Genomic DNA, 16,434 nt, shown 5'->3' on the forward strand with positions numbered 1-16,434 from the left:
ATAGTATTTTAAAATTCTTATTTGTTATCTTTTAACTCAGTGATAAGCGTTCCAAGGCTTTCTAATAAAGCTTTTTTAGCTTCCGGATCTTCTAAAGCCGCTTTTAAAATCTTGTTTGATTTTAACTGGCGGATAATTTTCTGATATTGATCTTTTTCTGTTTCAAGATCAGATAAAAAACTACTTTGAGTAGTGATTCCCTTTATTCCAAAATCTCCTAAATTTTTAAAATTTAAAGCTTCCACTTTAGTAGCGCCGTCAGCAGTTTCAAAATTTACTTTTACTTCTGGTTTAAAATGTTCAAATGCTTTTTCAATGCTTGTAATTCCTTCAACCAATTCTGGCTTTACAGGAGCATCTACCGTTAATTTTTGAGCAACAAGTGTTCTGTTTTGAGGGATTGCAGTGATCGCTTCATCTGCATCAATTTTTACTTCATTTCCTCCAATTCCATAGTTTGACAACATAATTTCAAATTTTTAAATGATTAGTTTATTAATTTCTTTACTATTTAATCCTGATTATTGATTTTGATAAATCTGACGACATACATCCAGATCCCTGCTTACTTTTTCTAATTCTTCTTTGTATGTTTTTGCCGACTGGTTTAAACTGTCTATTAAGTGAGAATTGTGGGTAAGACTTCTAATTTGCTTTTTGTAATCAATAATATTCTTGTATGCCAGAATAACATTGTTATATAATTTCTTATTTTCTGTGGTGTCTTTTGGTACTTTCTGATAGATATTGGCAATCATGACATTTGCCAGACGCTGCTGAAAATCGTTGTCTACTTTTGGTGAATTAATAGAATCAATTGTCATTCTGATACTGTCTATTTTAACCGAAAAGTTGGTTTGATAATCGTATTCTCTTTTCATAATTTCGTTTTCTGCTTTCAGCATTTTGTTTTCTGCCACCGGCATATAAAAATTGAACGAAACTGCGATCAGCATAACCGAAAAAGTTAGGATAAAGGCAATTAAAAAAGCAATAAATGCTTTCTGGCGTTCTTGTTTATTTAATACTTCCATAATTTATTTTTACTGTTTTATTTTTAATCTTTAATAAAGAAACCGTGTCTTTTCGGGTTATGAATGATATCTTTTTTATCTGTTTCAGCCACGAATAATTCGATATTTTCTTTCTTCTTACCTATGTAATCAAGCTTACTAAGCGTCTCGAATAATTTTTCAATTTTAGTCAACGTACTCATTACAAGCGAAGCCGTTTTATCAATATGTACATGATCATAACCAGCATTTATAACTGTGGTAAACATGATTTCAAGATCTCCTTGTGAGATATCACACCATTCGGCAAAATAGTTTAGCAGCTCTTCTTTTCCTGCTCCGGATTTTGAATCAATAAAATTCTTCATCACACGAGCAAAAGACACTACCGTTCCTAACATCGAAGCCGGATGCTGATGCAGTGAAAACCAACGAAATTGTGTTAAACAACTACCTAGAAAATATCCTGTATTATCTGCTAACTGCATTACGGTTTGTGACAAAATTCCCGATTCCTGCGCTCGATTAATTTTTTGAGAAATCTGAACGGCATAAATTTCGATCTGCCCAAAAGAACGTGCAATTTGTGCCTGCATGTCTACTAATTTTGGATGACATGCTACTGTTACAGAAGGCGGAATATAATCTTCATCAAGAACTGTTGTATCGCCAATAAGGACTTTACCAATTGCCAGATAGAAACCTCCATAACCAATTCCTGAACGGAATTCTTCTGCTTTAATTAAATGCAGTTTATATTCCGGCTGTGTGTATGGATATCTTGGCGGTACTTCATCTGGATCTGGTTCACCAAAAGGAATCCTTTTTTTTGAATTTACTGATATACAAGCCAGTAAAACCAATTGTTCGCCGTCTTTAATTTCATACGTATCTTCCGGATACGGAACCTGAAGATCTAATGTATCGGTATTACTTTTACTGATTTCGATTCTCGATCCGTTTGGCGTGATAGCGTGGCATTCTTCAACACGTACACGAAGCAGTTTATGGTTATCGATTCCTAAAGTAATTTTTGTGGCTTCCTTATTTTGATTTCCAGAATCCAGCAGTCCATAACTTATAGGTGTGGTATGAATACCAATCGCATCATTTACCAGTTCAGAAACGTTATCCTGAATAGATAAAAAATGACTCTTATTTATCTTCATCCCATCAATCCAGTTTACGGGAAAATGACTTAATTTTTCTATCATAATTCTTTATTTTTTTTATTTTGATATGAGAATGTTTTGTTCTCTCTGTATTTCGTTTCTGGGTTAGTTTTGTTTTTATATAATTTGTTTTATCTCAATAATAACAAGCTTTTTCGGGTTAAATAGTAACAATTTCGCGCATTGAGCCTGATTTAAGCTTTCCCTCTTGGATTTATATTTCGATTTTTTAAAGTTTATGCTTTCACCTTTTAACAAAAATCAAACATGATAAGGTTATATTTGGGATATCGAATGTAATTTTGGCAACAGTTTTTAAACTTTCAAAATTCATAGGCAAATTGACACTTTTATCATCAGTTGAAAATGTTTACTCATTACTTTTTATACCTTCAAATTGCTCAAAAACATTATCAAAATCAAATTCTTTTAGAGATATTACAATTTCCTTGCTCTTTTTGTCTTCTCCAATATAACAAGTAACAGAATTAGAAATCCAATCATTTCCTTTTTTATAAAATTCAATATCAATTGAATTTTGTCCACTTATTATTGTTAATGGAAGACCTTTATTCTTTATGTGACGAATTTTGACTGTACAATTATCAAAACATCTTTCATAAATCTGTTCATCATTTCTATTTTTAATTGATATACAATTATCTCCTTCAACTAAAAGAATATTTTTTTTACTATCAAGAATAAGAGAATCATTTATCAAATCTCCTGCATCTTCACTTGTAATGCAATCAGCTTTTGTTCCCTTTACCTTTTTTATTTTATCAGCATTGGTTTTGTTTACGAAATACCTGATAATCAAAGATTCATTATTCTTAATTTCACATTTAAATATTCCTTTTTCTTTATCAACAATTAAAAATTTATAATATACTTTTTCCTGTTTATCTACAAACAAAGTTGTTTCAGTATTTTCTTGTTTTATATGATTAATTTTAATTTTTAAATCTTCCATTACTCCATTTTCTACAATAGAATCCTGAGTAATTTTTATACTTTCATTTTTATAATCACAATCTACAATAACAAATTCATTCTCTTTTTGTTGAACCTCTAACCAAGTCCCAATATAATTATCATTTGTATCTTGTGATTTACATGATAAAAACAAATTAATTATTAAAAGACCAAATAATATTTTTTTCATTATGTTTCTATTTATTATTACCTCGGCTAGCAAAAACATAATATTTTTACTGGCCAAGGCTTTTCTTTTCAATATGCCAAGGTGCTTATTGTGTATTTAATTTTATTAATAGTAAAGTTTATTTTTTTCCATTTCTACATCCAGCGATTCATCGAGATAGCACAATGAATCCGTTTCTACTTTTCCACTTTCAAGTATCTTCTTTCTGCCGTAGAATATATAGCCTACAGACTTATCAACTGGACTTGAAAAATATTTAATCTGCCAAATTTTTCCATTCTTTAAATTCAAATAAGACAAATTTGTGTAATTACTAGGTTCGTACTCCAAATGTGTTGCATTTCTATAAAACTCAAGTGAATCAACTTTTTTATTATTTAAAAATGAGTAAAGTACAATTCTATATTCATCTTTATTTTTAAATAACTGCTTTTCAAATTTGAGTTTGATGTTTCTATCAGAACCAATTTGAGGGATATTATTATTTATAAAATCTAAATAATTCTTTAGATATAATTCATTTTGTTTTTTTAGTAATGTATAACCCGTAGTATCAGTTAAATTTTGAAAATAATTTTTAGTTTCTAAAATCGAGTCTCCTAGAAAAATATTATCTAATAATTCATAATTAACATCAAGAACCTTATCATTTAAAATCATTAAACTATCATTTGTTTGAACTTTTTTTTCTGTATTTAAAAAAGACTTATTTTTTTCTTTTTTACATGAAACAATAATTAATACCAAAATAATGACAACTTTATTAAAACTTTTCATGCTAATAATTTATTATAAATTCCCTCAGCTAACAAAAGCATAAAACTCATGCTAGCTGGGGCTTTTCTTTTCAATATGTCAAGGAGCTTGCTTTTTTATTTATTATTCAGATTTAATTTTGGTTTTATAAACATATCCCCTATTTCCAGAATTTGTTTTTATAAGCCACCAATTTTCTGAAGCATTTAATATTTCAACTCTTTCACCAGACTTAATTTTTTCAACTATTACTGATGTACTATTTTTATCTTTCCTTAAATTAGTATATCCATCAGGATCAATAACTTTACCATAAGAAATCTCATTTTCTTCTGACATTAACAAGTACTTTTTAGTATAGCTATCAATTAGTGGATAACCATAAAATTTTTGAGACTTAAATCTCTCTAACATATTAGGATTTTGAGTGTAAAAATTATTAAGTAAACTGTAACCTTTATTATCACTTAAATCTTTATCATCATAATGCTGTAATTCAACTTCTATTAAAAAAGCTAGTGTGGCATCAATCAATGCACTATCTGTTTTGTCTTTAATTTTATTAGAATTATTATTCAGAAAATAAGCTAAATCAAAAATAAAATCTGGCTTTTTATTAGCTATATCCTGTAATATTTTTTTTCTGATAAAATCTTGTTTTGTTCTATTATTATACCATAAAAGATGCCACTTAAAACTTTCATTATAATTTTCAACTTTCTTTATATTTTTTATAAATGAATTATTTAAAAGGTTGTTTTTTTCATAATTCAAATACACTACAATATCTTCAATTTTATCTTTGTCCAGGTTTACTTTTGATATTGCGGATAAATCATCATTAAATAAAACCTTATTATAGTTTATAAAATCAATATTATAATCGTTATTGAGTCCATCTTTTAGAATATCTGCAAAAGCATCTCCAGCTCCATCAATTACACCTCTATCAACTTGATAAGTATCTATAAATCCTTCATTACTTAAAGCGGTGTATCCAAGTCCACTTTCTAAATACACATCATTAAATTTTGCATTATCAATATCAACTCCAAAATATTCAATAACTTTATTTTTAAATACATTATGTTCTAAGAACTTGTAATTATTATTTTTTAATAAATCTCTCATTAATGGCATATATTCAGCATATAACTTATCTTCATTTTTCTTTATTGATCCTTTAACTTCCATTTTTTTTTCCTTTGTTTGAGAATTACAACTAATAACCAGCATGGTTATCATAAATAAAATAATTGTTCTTTTCATTGCATTATTGTTTTGCATTTTTACTATAATTTCTTTTTTTGTCTTTTGGATCAGCAACCATACCATAATCTTTATACACATCATCCATAGAATCTACTTCTTCAACATAGACATAAATTGTTTTTCCTTTACCTTTAATCGTATTATAATTTTCAACTAACTTTTTCATATCAGCATTATACACTCTAACGCATCCATAAGTAACCATCAAAGGACCATTATCATTTATTCCAACTTTAGTTGTATGTCCACTATGTATAGCTATTCCATCTCTCTTTCCTGGTGCAGTGGCTTTTTTTGCATCTCCAGTCATTCCATTTATGTGAATTAAGCCATGGTCTCCATAACTCGCTTCACCAATGTGAGTTTTTGAATATGAAGAAGACCAGAGTCCAGTAGGTGTACTTCCTTTCCCATTTCTTTCAAAAAAGTTATCGTTAACAGTTCCCATCGCCAATGCATAACCTTTCAGTACTATCTCGGTATCATCAAAGAATACGAATAAACCTTCAGTTCTTCTATCTTTAGGAACAATAACATTAATATATGCGGTTTTTGAATCTGCTGAGTATTCATTATCATATGTTGAAAATTTACCTTTAGTTTTAGGAATTTCAACTTTTTCCCCCCATTTACAATTATCAATTTTAAATGCTTTTGATGTAATATCATTAAATGCTTTTTGCTTTTCTTTATGATTTGAAGAAGGATTACCTTTTTCATCTTTAAGAGCCACATCGTTACCAACTTTAGGACAAATTTTGTTTATAACATCATGCGTTTTATTTGATATTGTGTTTAAATTCTTCCACTTAAAGAAGATCATAGAACTCAATATCGATAACTCAATGCTTTCCCCTATTAAGTCTGGTTTTTTAACAACATCTAAGTTATTTTTTTTTGTATATAAATTACAATACTCATAAAAACCTTTTCCTGTTACCTGGACTAACCCTCTGCCTCTATAATTCCAACCATCATTTGCTTCAGTATTTCCAATTTCTTTTGCCTTTTTTGCTGGAGGAGAATATGCCCAATTGGCGATTTTTTTTTGATTCTCTAATGAAACCCCTGGTATTTTAGGCTTGACTGTTGGTCTACCCCATAGTTTTGCTTTTTCTTTTCCTTCTTCACTTTGAAATGCTTTAAAAATTGATAAGCTCTCATAATAATAATTAAATCCTTCTCCTTCTTTTAAATCTAAGCTTAAACCAGACTCAACTCTTGCTTGAGCAAACAAATGTGCTTTATTCCAACAAGTATCCATCCCCAAATCTTTCATATATTTAGTATATGTTGCAGCTACTTTCTCTAATTTTGCGGAATCAGCTTTAGGAAAAATATCAATTAATTGTTTAGCTGTAATAGGCTTAGCGCATTCGTCACAAGCTCCCTTCTTACCATTTTTCCCTTCATTTTTATCGCCTTCACCAACTTTTGCAACTTTATTGCTAGACTCTACAGGATCTGGTTTAAACACTTTAGCATCTACATCTACTACTTCACTTTTTTTATGATCTTTGGTTTGAATTACTTCAACATCAGCAAACACTTCTTGCTCTGCACCTTCTCCACTAATTCCTCCTTTGCTTCTTAATATACTATCTAATGCTACAGATATTGGAAATATATCACCAGTAACCTTAATTGTTTTATCGAACAATAAATCATCACTTAAATAATCTTCATCATATAATTTAAGGCGAATATCTTTCCCAACAAGCCCTTTAGAATCAACCCAAACTATAATTTGTTTTTCTTTATGAACGCCTTTTATAGGTTGTTTAGCAGAATTTGTAATATGAACTCTGATAATTTGCGGTTTAACTTGAGTCGCTGACGAAGAACCAGAAGCAGGAGCCTTAGTTTTTGGCTGTACAGGTTGTGGCAAAGAAGCTTTCGGTTTAGCAGGCGCTTGCTGCTGTACCGGAACTTTGCCTTTAAATGGCGCGACTGGAGTTTCAAGATCGTTAACGTTTACATTGTTACTGGCAATTTTATCTTTATTAAAATCTGTTGTAACATAGTATTCATGAATTTTACCTTCGTCTTTACTCTTGTTTGCGATTTTGGCAAAACTTGGTCTCAGTAAAAAGTCAACTTCTGCTATACCATTTTTAACAACACCTGAAAGTGTTTGTATAATGTTCTTTTCATTTGCTTTATTATGTCCGGCACCATCTGCATCGTCTTCCCAAAGTGTTACAGATACTTTATGTTTTTCCATGTGCAGGCAGTGAACTCTTGCTTTAAGAGTCTGTCCGTATGAAAGCGGTTTTGTTGTTTTTTTCCCGCTTTTATCCAATAATTCGATACTTTCAATTTTTGGTTGTTCAGCAGGATGTGTGGTTACATTCAATCGCGCTATATCTTCTCCTCTTCTTGCCAGAATTCGAATTCCTTTTCTCTCTAAACTTTTTTGAAGAAAGGTATAAGATATTCTCTTTCCTGTTTTATCATTCTCTTTTGTCTTGCGCCATCTTCCGTTTTCAAGGATGTGAATTTCCCATTTTACAGGCTGTTCAAAACTATTGTTTGAAGCTGTATTTTGAAAAGGCAGAACACTCGGTAAAAAAGTATTTACTGAATAGAATTCTTCCTTACCTACAATAGGATCCGTACTTCCAATTATTTTAAAATCTGACATACTGTTTTATTTTATTTACAAATAGAATCACTCTCTTCTAAACTCTCCTGAAATTTTGATGTATTGACAAGCGGATTTAACTGGTTGTTTACTTGTGGTTTGGCTTTTTTAGCATTTTCTTTACCCGGCTCTGCTTTCTGACCATGTTTGTCTACTTCTATACAATCCGGTCCGCCAACAGGACAAGTTCCTTTACTGTCTTCTAGTAAAATTTTTCCCTGATTACTCAAGGTCACTTTTTCATAAAAAGCACTCCACTTTGTAATTGTGGCCTGACATGGCAGAAAATCACCGCTTCCGTTAGGCTGCATTTTACATTTTCCAAAAGTATTTTTCTCTAAAGTCTGACCAATTTCTTTGTCAGTAGCAATGAGTTTTTTCTCTGCATCTTTATCATTAGCATAGTGTTTCTCCTGCGATTTTACTTTTAATACATCTGTTTTAGGTTCTACACTAAATTTACATTTTAGCGTGGCTCCTTGTACTACTACATGTTTCTCACTCATTGCCTTACCATTTATAAATACATTCTCTTTACTACTCCGTTCCTAATTCCTTAAATATGAATTCTCTTATTTCTCTAATGATTCAATTTGTATCATAACTTTTATTTCTTCATCATACTCAATACTGCATTCTAAATCTATTTTTTCGATACAATATGTATGTTCATCAAGAAAATACGACGCTTTATATTTCCCTTTCCACGGCTCAAATCCAAAACTGACACCACCAGAACAATCTACATAATCTCCTTTTTGTTCTACTTTAACTAAATTCGATTCATCTATAATTGGGTCCAATATCTGTTCAACTTCAAACTTGGATTCTTCATCTTTTTCTAATGGAAAAAAAACTTCATTTTTAAAAGCTAAATTTGCTGTATAACTCACATGAATGCCATTGAAAAATGCTCTTAAAAAATAATCTGAAACAAGAGATTCTAATAGTGTTTCAGCACTATCAAAAGCATATTCTGTCTGTTCAATATATTTTTCTGCGACTTCACCTTCAAAATAATCCAAAATTGCTTCTTTAACATTTTTCCAACGGCTGTCAATTTCTTCATAATTGTAAATGTCAATCCACTTTCCAAATTCATCAACCACAATTTTTAATGGATACAGAACTTCTGCTGTTTTAGCCGCCAGCTCATCCATAACAGTATCCGGAATCGTATTATTTACATAAATGACTCCTTTGTTTATCTCAAACAAATGATAATTGTTTTTATCGGTAGCAAGCCACTTTACGCTGACTTCCATTTCGATTGTGTCTACTTGATCTCCAACAACAGTTGTATATTGAGCTTTATAATCTCTATTAATTCGGTCTGCTACAAATGGCAGCAGATAGTTACTTCCTAAACTTACTTTTTGAACTTTTTTCTTTTCTTCTTTTTCTGCTTCAAAAGTTTTCTTTGGAGACAAAATCACAAATTTCAAATAACTTTTAAAATCTGCTTCGATCAAATCAGAAAGCGGGCAGTATATATTATGATACCTTCTGAGTTCATAAGCATCAACGCCAAGTTCATCAGCTACACTTTGCAGTGTGTCTCCTTTTTTCACCTTGTAAGTAAGATGCTTATCGTATACTGATTCTTCTGATTCCTCTGATTTATCTAAAAAATACATTAGCTATAAACTGCTTTTATTTCTAATTCGTTAATTCAGCTTCTCTTTCTTTTTCTTTCTTTCCGGTTTTAGGTTCAAACATAAAACCATCATCGCCATTTTGTTTTTTAGGCTGTCTGATTTCTTCTTTTGTCTGTCTTTTACAGATAATTACTGAATTTTCAGTAATTCCGTTCATTCCTAAAGTGTATTTAGCATCAACATATTTGGCCGTCTGATACCATTTTGGCTGTAAAAAGAATACCCAATTACAATTTTCACCGTTTTGCTTTAAATCAATTTTGCTGTCTGCATTATGCGCATTATATCCAGAAACAGTATGATAAAAAAGTGCCCCAAAATCTATTCGAACCGGACCTTTTGATCGTATTGAGGTATATTTTGTATCGCTTTCTTTTTTCTGAATTAATAATGTTATCAATAATAAATCCTTCATTTCAACGTTATCAATCTCAGGAAAAGGATCTTTTCTTTCCGGAATTTTCCATGTCACATATTCCTTTGGAGGAATCTGCATCATGTAGTTAAAAACAGCATAAACTCCTGTTGGCACTATAAATACCAAAAAATGAGAACACATTAAAAAAGTAAGTGCAATTCCGTTTAATGCGGTGTAGATGATTACAAAAAGTACGCTTGAATATAAGGTTATTAGAAATGAAAACAACAATTCTATACCCACAACACCTTTCAAATTGAACTCGTTAAAATACCATCTGTACAAATAAACATTCAGGATTCCGAACAGCAGAGATGCAATTTGATAGAATCGAAATTCATCTGATAATTCTGTAAATAACTTATTATAGCCTAGAAAACCAACCAGTGCATAGACTAAAACAAAAGAAAAAACATAGATATAAAATTTTCGTTTATACTGTACCGCAAACTCTTTTACTTTATCACTGAATACCATGGTAAGTATAAGACTTACCGCTATAATTACTACTAAAAATACTATAAGCCTAATATCAATAAGGGCTAACAAATGCTTTTTTACCATTACTAAATTCTTGTTGTGTACCCTAACACAGGTTCTTTACTAAAATTAAACTGTTCTGTTTCTTCATTTATCAATAAAACTGTTTTTACTTCTACTTCCATTGGAAAGAAATGTTCACAAAAACAATCTATAAATATTTTTATATCACCATTTTTAAGGTAATGCTGATAAGGTTTATTGACTATAGGCCCAATTTCTATCCTTAAATTCATAGAATAATCCATGTAATCTTTTCCGGTAATAAAATCGACTCCCAGTCTGTTTTCGCCTAATTTAATCTGCTCTCCCTCTTCGCTGTATTCTTTTGAAGTTGTAGTTGTATAGCTTACTTTTTCTTCAATAATACTTGACAAACAATGACAGGCAAGATCAATATCACCCACAATTTTGTATGCATATGGTAGTAACTGAATGAATTTTGAAACTAAGATTTCAGGATAAATATGAGATAACCCCCAAAAATCGTAGAAAAAATCTAACGGTTTACTTCCGTTCAGCTTATACAAAAAATTTCTTTCAACACTTTCTATTTTAGTCCTGTAATGAAAAACTTCATTTTCAAAAGGAGCAAAAAACACACGAGCCTCAGCCTCTTGTTTTTTCTGGTGCTTATGCTCTCTAATCATCTGTTTTACAGATTTATCAGCATTGTTTTCAGTCAAACTATGTACAAAACCCTCCGGAAGCGCATCATACATACTGTCTCTTGATAATCGTATATTAAGATATTCTTGTTTATCATAATTATCATCCTGAATTCCAGCACCTAAAATATCGCTTCTGTATGCTCTAGAAAACTGTCCGTGGTTAGAAATCGTAATTTCATCCTGTACCACTTCTTTATTTTCAAGAAGCTCATTAGCAATAACTTCTGCTCTAATGTCATACGAAATACTTTCAATTTCGTATGCAAGCTGTTCAAGACTTTTTTTACTTTTTCTTTCCATCTTCGTTAATTCGTCCTGCGCCTATATATCGTAACTGAAAATATTCATCATTGAAATTATAAATTGCGAGACCTTTGTCTGTACAAGCCAGAATTCGGTCATTATGCAGGTACAAACCAACATCAGATATGGGATGGTCTTTATCGTATCTAAAGAAAACTAGATCGCCTTCGGCAAGGAAACTTCTTCCTGTAAAAATCTGGATTGATTTCGATTTCCACATTCCAGCCGGATCTTTTGGGAGTGTGACTTTGTAAACATCGCTGTACAAAGACTGAAGAAAATAAGAGCAGTCAATTCCTTTTCTAGAAAAGCTTTTCTCTTTGTATGGCGTATTAAGCCACGGATCTATATAAGAATATAATTTGTAGTTGGTAATTTTATTTGGCATTACGGCCAGAATAATAGAGTACTTTTCTTTAAGAGCAAGCACTTCGTCACTTAAATTCTCTGAATTATCATTAATAACGGTTTTATTTTTTAAACCGGTTTCGGTCATTTTTGACTGTTTTTTTAACAACTCCAGAGAATAATCATATTTGAACGGAATCTGTGAAATATATTTTTGAGCACGGCATTCTGCAAATAAATGCATCATCAAAACCATTATAAAAATCTGCCTCATAAAAAATATTATTTAGTACTCTTTTCTAGATAATCAAAATTATTTTTTCCCAAAATGGGTCTTTTTTTAAATTTGGTAACAATAAAAAACAAACTTTCGAGTTGCTTTTTGATTTTTAAGCTTGAGAAAATTCTCATTTTTGAACGTAACTCGTTTATTATGAATTTATTTACTTTTTTAAACGAGGTGGTTACAAACCTAATAAAATATTTTGTAAGAATACAAATATTATTTGTAAAATTTATAGTAATAATTATAACGTTTTTAAATTTTTTAAACATACATTTGTTTCCGTTTTTTGTTAAAATTATCTTACATAGTAAATTGTTTAAAATTTAAAAATGAATCAAAAAAATTTTGATATCAGAGTTGTGTTTTTTTTCGCGATTCTCTTATTAGCTGGAATCATTGCTTTTATCGTTCAATTTTTTAATCATGTCGATTGTGAAGATGCTAAATTTTACATTTTCGCAGACCAATCGCAATCCGAAGAATCCATTGAGTTTTATGACAAAACTCCCAATGCAAAATCATGGATTTGGGACTTTGGAGACGGATCAGAAAAAGATGTCAGAAAACACACTTTTCACATCTATAAAAATCCCGGAAAATACTATGTTACTTTAACAATTAACGGTGGCTGCACGCACACAAAAGAAATCGTAATAAAGGACAAATATGCGGCCGATAAGATAGGTACACCAAAGATTATTGTACCACGAACTATAACAGTGGGACAGCCTGCTTATTTCAAATGCATATCAGAAGATGCCAGAACATGGGAATGGGCATTTGGCGAAAATAAAGGCATTGATGAAACTTCTTCTAATCCTGTTTATAACTTTATTACTCCTGGCGAAAAAACAATTACACTGGTTATAAATGGAGATTTTAGCCGCGTAGCCAAAAAAGTTATTTATGTACATCCAAGAGTTATTAAAAAGACAAATCCGCTGGATGTAAGCTCTTATGAGTTTGAGAAAAAAGCCGAAGCTTTTGCCCTTCCGCGAGGCCCTGTTAAAAAAGATCCGCTTGAAGAAATGCTGCAATATGTTCCCGTTGCGCCTAAAACAAAAACAGTTAAAGACAGTACGGCTGTAAACAAAAAAGCACCTAAAATGTCTGAAGATCAATTTGAAATTCTATTTAAAAAAGTTGCAGAAGGCAGTAAAGTAAAAGATGATTTCGCAGATTTTATGTGTGATGATCTGGATATACCTGTCGTGAAAAATGACAAAGATTTAATCACTTTTGCACAATTATGCGCTTCTGTTAAAGGGAAAAAAATCAAAATTGAATCGATCCGCTTAAACAAAGACAAACAGACAAACTGCATTAAAGGATTAAATATCAGCTATAAAGTAAAGAAATTTATGAGATGGTCTAAAGATTAAATTTGGTATGGAAGAAGAAAAAAACGTATTTAGTGCAGAATTACTAAGCGCATTAGAAATTGCAAAAAAAATTGCCAAAAACAATTTAAACAAATATTATTCAGCATCTCACTTATTAAAAGCTGTTTTAAACAGAGACTTGTCTCTTTTAAAACGTCTTGAATCTATGGGTAAAGATGTATATTACCTTGATGAATGGGCCGAAGTACGAATTGAAGAAGAGCCTAAAACAACCAATGTTCTTGATGCAGAACCAAGTGATTTGATTGATGAAATCATCAAAGAAGCCGAATCAGTTCGAATTGCATTAAACGAAGACGAAATCAGCCTTTATGCTATTATTATTGCGATAAGTTCTCCGGGAGTAGGTTTCAATTTTGATCAGATGAAATCATATCCTATTTCCAGAAATGAATTACTGGAAGACCAAATTGTAATTCCAGAAACCAACAGCACTGTAAAACAAGAGGTTAAAAAAGGTTTTTTAGGCAAATACTCTATTCACAAAAATGTTGAAAAGAACAAAAAACGAATTCCTGCGATTGGCCGTGAAGCCGAACTGAATACCATAAAAGAAATTCTGTGCCGATTTTCTAAACCAAACGTACTGCTTATTGGCGACCGTGGCGTTGGAAAATCGATATTAATAGATACACTGGTTCAGAATGTTATAACCAATCAGGTTCCGGATGCTTTAAATAAAGTGCAGCTTTTTGAACTTGATCTGTCTTCTCTTATTGCCGGCGCATCATACAAAGGCGAAATCGAAGACCGATTAAAAAATTGTATTCAGGAACTTAGACAATATCCAAAAGCAATTTTAATTATTGAAGAAATTCATACTTTATTGGACAAAAACGGTGGTGATTCAGGTGTTTCGAATGTTTTAAAAGGTGAGCTGGCAAAAGGATTAACCATAATTGCAACTTCAACTATTGACGAATTTTCTAAGAGAATTGAGAAAGAACAAGGACTTTCGGGAATGTTTGAAATCGTAAAACTTGAAGAATCTGATGATGAAACCTTGTTTAGAATGATTCGCGAATCAATAAAAACGTATCAGGAACATCATAAAATACAAATTGACGACGAAACAATCTCTGAATCGATTCGATTATCAAGAAGATATTTAAAAGAAAAAAGCCTTCCGGAATCAGCAATAAACCTGATTGACCATACAATGTCCGTACTTAAAACATCCGGAGAAACGTTCTTAAAAGAAAAACAGTCAATCCTCGATAAACTGGGTGTTCTAAAAAGAAATGAAAATGATTTATCAGAAGAACAATTAATTAAAGAATTAATCTGGTTTTTAACTGATTTAATCAATAAAACGACATTTTTAATAATTGAAGATGAAGAAAAAGAAAACCAAAATTTCGAAACTTCAGAAGCTATTATTAAATATATAGAAAGCTTAATTATTACACTTGAAGAAAAAGTTTTAGACAAACGCGTGCATATTGAACCTATTGATTTGTCGCTAATTATTGCTAAAAAAACCGGTATTCCTGTTGGAAAACTAAAAGATGAAGAAAAACAAAAACTCAATACCATTGAGGAAGTTTTAAATAAAAGAGTAATTGGTCAGGATCATTGCATTGCTACCGTTTCTGGTTCTATTTTAGAATCAAGATCCGGTTTAAGCAAAGCGGGACAGCCTATTGCATCATTCTTTTTTCTGGGCCCTACAGGAACCGGAAAAACAGAATTGGCAAAATCCTTAGCCGAATTTTTGTTTCAGGACGAAAATGCGATTATACGATTTGATATGTCTGAATTTAAAGAAGAACACTCTGCTGCGCTTCTATATGGTGCGCCTCCGGGGTATGTGGGTTATGAAGAAGGCGGATTATTGGTGAATAAAATCAGACAGAAACCGTATTCTATTGTTTTGTTTGATGAAATTGAAAAGGCTCATCCATCTGTATTTGACGTATTTTTGCAGATTATGGACGAAGGAAAACTGCATGACCGCTTAGGTAAAGAAGGTGATTTTTCTAATGCTATTATTTTATTTACATCAAATATTGGTGCAGATCATATTGTTAATACCTTTAACAGCGGAGAAATTCCAACCTCAAATTCGTTAATGGAAATTATGGGGAATTATTTCAGACCTGAGTTTTTAGGCCGTTTGACAGAAATTGTACCTTTTGCGCCTATCAGTAAAGAAAATGCCTTAAAGATATTTGAAATTCATCTTAAAAAGGAATTTATGGACTTATTGAAAAACATCAATATAAAAGTCGAAATTCCTATGGAAGCTAAACTTTATCTTGCAGAAAATGGCTATAATGCCAAATATGGAGCAAGACCGATAAAAAGCATCATCAGAAGTCATTTAAGAAGACCTTTGGCTAAGAAAATAATTTCAGGAGAGGTAAAAGACGGTGACACTATTTCTGTTGTTATCGAAAATAATGAAGTAAAATGGGTTGCCACAGAATTTACAACTTCAAATTAGAAACATATAATCATTAAAAACGCTTCTCAAATTGAGAAGCGTTTTTCGTTGTACAAAACATCTTTATTCTAAAAAACATCTATTTCTATTCTGAACTATTTCTTACGATGTAAAATAATATTTCTTCTTCAAGTTCTTTTGCCAGATTTTCACATTCCAGTTTCTGACGAAAATTTTTTTCAAATTTTTTCTTGTAAATCTCAGCATTTACAATGTTTTCACAATAATCATCGCACATTGTTTTAAATCGGACATCGATCAGGTACATCTTTTTTATCGATTCGAAATACTCGGCAAACTTGACATTATATAGTTCATCAGGTAGGGACATAGTTCTGA

At 31.1% G+C, this 16,434-nt stretch carries 15 protein-coding genes; 2 read left to right on the forward strand and 13 right to left on the reverse strand.

Annotation, left to right across the window (positions count from 1 at the left end; genetic code table 11):
* Nucleotides 1-17 precede the first annotated feature (17 nt).
* The 12 genes from ABD859_RS10625 to ABD859_RS10680 form a co-directional block, all read right to left on the reverse strand.
* The gene (locus ABD859_RS10625) at nt 18-467 is read right to left on the reverse strand and encodes a hypothetical protein (RefSeq protein ID WP_345144012.1); all 450 of its coding nucleotides are present in this window, start codon (nt 465-467) and stop codon (nt 18-20) included.
* Between the two features lie 54 nt (nt 468-521).
* Entirely contained in the window at nt 522-1,034 is a 513-nt protein-coding gene (gene tssO / locus ABD859_RS10630) for a type VI secretion system TssO (protein ID WP_345144015.1), read from the reverse strand.
* Between the two features lie 23 nt (nt 1,035-1,057).
* On the reverse strand, nt 1,058-2,227 hold the full coding sequence (locus ABD859_RS10635) for a hypothetical protein (protein ID WP_345144017.1): 1,170 nt from the start codon (nt 2,225-2,227) through the stop codon (nt 1,058-1,060).
* Nucleotides 2,228-2,555: 328 nt separating this feature from the next.
* The gene (locus tag ABD859_RS10640) at nt 2,556-3,350 is read right to left on the reverse strand and encodes a hypothetical protein (RefSeq protein WP_345144020.1); all 795 of its coding nucleotides are present in this window, start codon (nt 3,348-3,350) and stop codon (nt 2,556-2,558) included.
* A gap of 105 nt (nt 3,351-3,455) precedes the next feature.
* Complete coding sequence (locus ABD859_RS10645) at nt 3,456-4,127, reverse strand: hypothetical protein (protein ID WP_345144022.1); 672 nt, start codon at nt 4,125-4,127, stop codon at nt 3,456-3,458.
* A 102-nt stretch (nt 4,128-4,229) separates the two neighbouring features.
* Nucleotides 4,230-5,375: an SH3 domain-containing protein gene (locus ABD859_RS10650; protein ID WP_345144025.1), complete on the reverse strand. Its 1,146-nt coding sequence runs from the start codon at nt 5,373-5,375 to the stop codon at nt 4,230-4,232.
* Between the two features lie 4 nt (nt 5,376-5,379).
* Nucleotides 5,380-8,022, reverse strand: a complete 2,643-nt coding sequence (locus tag ABD859_RS10655) for a L,D-transpeptidase family protein (protein WP_345144028.1) — start codon at nt 8,020-8,022, stop codon at nt 5,380-5,382.
* Between the two features lie 11 nt (nt 8,023-8,033).
* Entirely contained in the window at nt 8,034-8,528 is a 495-nt protein-coding gene (locus tag ABD859_RS10660) for a DUF4280 domain-containing protein (protein ID WP_345144030.1), read from the reverse strand.
* 66 nt (nt 8,529-8,594) lie between these two features.
* Nucleotides 8,595-9,659, reverse strand: coding sequence for a LysM peptidoglycan-binding domain-containing protein (locus tag ABD859_RS10665; RefSeq protein WP_345144032.1), 1,065 nt, complete (start codon nt 9,657-9,659; stop codon nt 8,595-8,597).
* A gap of 22 nt (nt 9,660-9,681) precedes the next feature.
* Entirely contained in the window at nt 9,682-10,662 is a 981-nt protein-coding gene (locus tag ABD859_RS10670) for a TssN family type VI secretion system protein (protein ID WP_345144034.1), read from the reverse strand.
* A 2-nt stretch (nt 10,663-10,664) separates the two neighbouring features.
* A complete protein-coding gene (locus ABD859_RS10675) occupies nt 10,665-11,609 on the reverse strand; it encodes a type VI secretion system baseplate subunit TssG (RefSeq protein ID WP_345144037.1) in 945 nt (314 codons plus the stop codon).
* Nucleotides 11,593-12,234 (reverse strand): C40 family peptidase, encoded by a 642-nt coding sequence (locus tag ABD859_RS10680; protein ID WP_345144040.1) that lies wholly within the window; start codon nt 12,232-12,234, stop codon nt 11,593-11,595. The genes ABD859_RS10675 and ABD859_RS10680 overlap by 17 nt, the downstream gene beginning before the upstream one ends.
* 341 nt (nt 12,235-12,575) lie before the next feature.
* On the opposite strand from ABD859_RS10680, the gene ABD859_RS10685 reads away from it, so the two are divergent.
* Together ABD859_RS10685 and ABD859_RS10690 are read left to right on the forward strand one after the other, a co-directional pair.
* Nucleotides 12,576-13,628 (forward strand): PKD domain-containing protein, encoded by a 1,053-nt coding sequence (locus ABD859_RS10685; protein WP_345144043.1) that lies wholly within the window; start codon nt 12,576-12,578, stop codon nt 13,626-13,628.
* A 7-nt stretch (nt 13,629-13,635) separates the two neighbouring features.
* The gene (locus ABD859_RS10690) at nt 13,636-16,095 is read left to right on the forward strand and encodes an AAA family ATPase (RefSeq protein ID WP_345144045.1); all 2,460 of its coding nucleotides are present in this window, start codon (nt 13,636-13,638) and stop codon (nt 16,093-16,095) included.
* A gap of 85 nt (nt 16,096-16,180) precedes the next feature.
* Here ABD859_RS10690 and ABD859_RS10695 read toward each other — a convergent pair whose 3' ends face one another.
* Nucleotides 16,181-16,426 carry a hypothetical protein gene (locus tag ABD859_RS10695; RefSeq protein WP_345144048.1) on the reverse strand — a complete coding sequence of 82 codons (246 nt, stop codon included), beginning with the start codon at nt 16,424-16,426 and terminating at the stop codon, nt 16,181-16,183.
* Nucleotides 16,427-16,434: the final 8 nt, after the last annotated feature.

This window comes from Flavobacterium ginsengiterrae (assembly GCF_039539785.1).
GTDB classification, from domain to species: domain Bacteria; phylum Bacteroidota; class Bacteroidia; order Flavobacteriales; family Flavobacteriaceae; genus Flavobacterium; species Flavobacterium ginsengiterrae.

Excerpts from the sequence above, each read along its gene's own strand:
- ABD859_RS10695 (WP_345144048.1), bottom strand. The coding sequence starts at position 16,426 with ATGTCCCTACCTGATGAACTATATAATGTCAAGTTTGCCGAGTATTTC.
- ABD859_RS10660 (WP_345144030.1), bottom strand. The coding sequence starts at position 8,528 with ATGAGTGAGAAACATGTAGTAGTACAAGGAGCCACGCTAAAATGTAAA.
- ABD859_RS10670 (WP_345144034.1), bottom strand. The coding sequence starts at position 10,662 with ATGGTAAAAAAGCATTTGTTAGCCCTTATTGATATTAGGCTTATAGTA.
- ABD859_RS10680 (WP_345144040.1), bottom strand. The coding sequence starts at position 12,234 with ATGAGGCAGATTTTTATAATGGTTTTGATGATGCATTTATTTGCAGAA.
- ABD859_RS10625 (WP_345144012.1), bottom strand. The coding sequence starts at position 467 with ATGTTGTCAAACTATGGAATTGGAGGAAATGAAGTAAAAATTGATGCA.
- ABD859_RS10685 (WP_345144043.1), top strand. The coding sequence starts at position 12,576 with ATGAATCAAAAAAATTTTGATATCAGAGTTGTGTTTTTTTTCGCGATT.
- ABD859_RS10665 (WP_345144032.1), bottom strand. The coding sequence starts at position 9,659 with ATGTATTTTTTAGATAAATCAGAGGAATCAGAAGAATCAGTATACGAT.
- ABD859_RS10650 (WP_345144025.1), bottom strand. The coding sequence starts at position 5,375 with ATGAAAAGAACAATTATTTTATTTATGATAACCATGCTGGTTATTAGT.
- ABD859_RS10640 (WP_345144020.1), bottom strand. The coding sequence starts at position 3,350 with ATGAAAAAAATATTATTTGGTCTTTTAATAATTAATTTGTTTTTATCA.
- ABD859_RS10635 (WP_345144017.1), bottom strand. The coding sequence starts at position 2,227 with ATGATAGAAAAATTAAGTCATTTTCCCGTAAACTGGATTGATGGGATG.
- ABD859_RS10645 (WP_345144022.1), bottom strand. The coding sequence starts at position 4,127 with ATGAAAAGTTTTAATAAAGTTGTCATTATTTTGGTATTAATTATTGTT.
- ABD859_RS10655 (WP_345144028.1), bottom strand. The coding sequence starts at position 8,022 with ATGTCAGATTTTAAAATAATTGGAAGTACGGATCCTATTGTAGGTAAG.
- ABD859_RS10690 (WP_345144045.1), top strand. The coding sequence starts at position 13,636 with ATGGAAGAAGAAAAAAACGTATTTAGTGCAGAATTACTAAGCGCATTA.
- ABD859_RS10675 (WP_345144037.1), bottom strand. The coding sequence starts at position 11,609 with ATGGAAAGAAAAAGTAAAAAAAGTCTTGAACAGCTTGCATACGAAATT.
- tssO (WP_345144015.1), bottom strand. The coding sequence starts at position 1,034 with ATGGAAGTATTAAATAAACAAGAACGCCAGAAAGCATTTATTGCTTTT.